This window comes from Candidatus Thiosymbion oneisti (assembly GCF_004359955.1).
Classification (GTDB): domain Bacteria; phylum Pseudomonadota; class Gammaproteobacteria; order Chromatiales; family Chromatiaceae; genus Thiosymbion; species Thiosymbion oneisti.
Genome location: NZ_SMSC01000101.1, coordinates 1 through 942 on the forward strand (window position 1 = coordinate 1; position 942 = coordinate 942).

Annotated in this window: 1 protein-coding gene; it reads left to right on the forward strand. The window is 61.7% G+C overall.

Annotation, left to right across the window (positions count from 1 at the left end; all coding sequences use genetic code 11):
* Positions 1-942 (forward strand): transposase (locus E1958_RS19605; protein WP_208108631.1); only part of this gene is annotated, 942 nt, incomplete at both ends.

Genomic DNA, 942 nt, shown 5'->3' on the forward strand with positions numbered 1-942 from the left:
GCCGAGCCTGCTGCTCAAACTGTATCTTTACGGCTATCTCAATCGGGTGCGGAGCTCGCGGCGTCTGGAGCGGGAATGCCGGCGCAACTTGGAGCTGATCTGGTTGCTGGAGGGCTTGGTCCCGAGCTACCGGACCATTGCCGAGTTTCGGCGAGGAAACGGAAAAGCCCGGCGCGCGGCGAACCGTGATTTCGTCATGCTATGCCAAGAGCTGGACCTGTTGGGAAGAGAAACCATCGGTATCGACGGCTCCTTTTTCCATGCGAGCGCCAGTGACGCCAGCATCACGACCAAGAAGCGCTTGGAAGCGCAATTGAAGCAGCTCGAACGTGAGCTGCAAGCCTACACGCGAGAGCTTGATGCCAACGACGCGCAGGAAACCGATGCGGGTGAGGGGTTAGGAGAAGACCCCGCGCTGGCCCGCAAGCTGGAAGCACTCAAGGAGCGGCAGAACCGCAAGCAGGCACAACGCGAGCGGTTAGAGGCAAGCGCAGAGACCCAATTCTCACGGACCGACCCCGACGCACGAGCCTTGAGCAAGGGGAAACAGCATGTAACCGGCGACAACGTGCAAAGCAGCGTCGATGAGAAACACAAGCTCATTGTGCATCACGACGTCACCAACGCCGGGAACGACCAGAACCAGCTCAGCCGTCAATGCCAGCAGACCATGGCGGTGCTCGGGGTGGAGAGCCTGACCGCGGTTGCCGATGCGGGCGACTACAGCGAAGTCGAATTGGCGGCCTGCGAAGCGGCCGGTGCCACGGTCTATGTCCCGATCCCGGACAAACACAAAGCGGTCACGGGTCAAGGTCGCCTCAGCGGCAACTGCTTCCAGTACAACCCAACCCGTGATGTCTACATCTGCCCCGCCGGTGAGTTGCTGCCCCCACGCGGTCAGCCGCATCAGAAGAATGGCCGCCGGCGCACCCGCTACAGCCG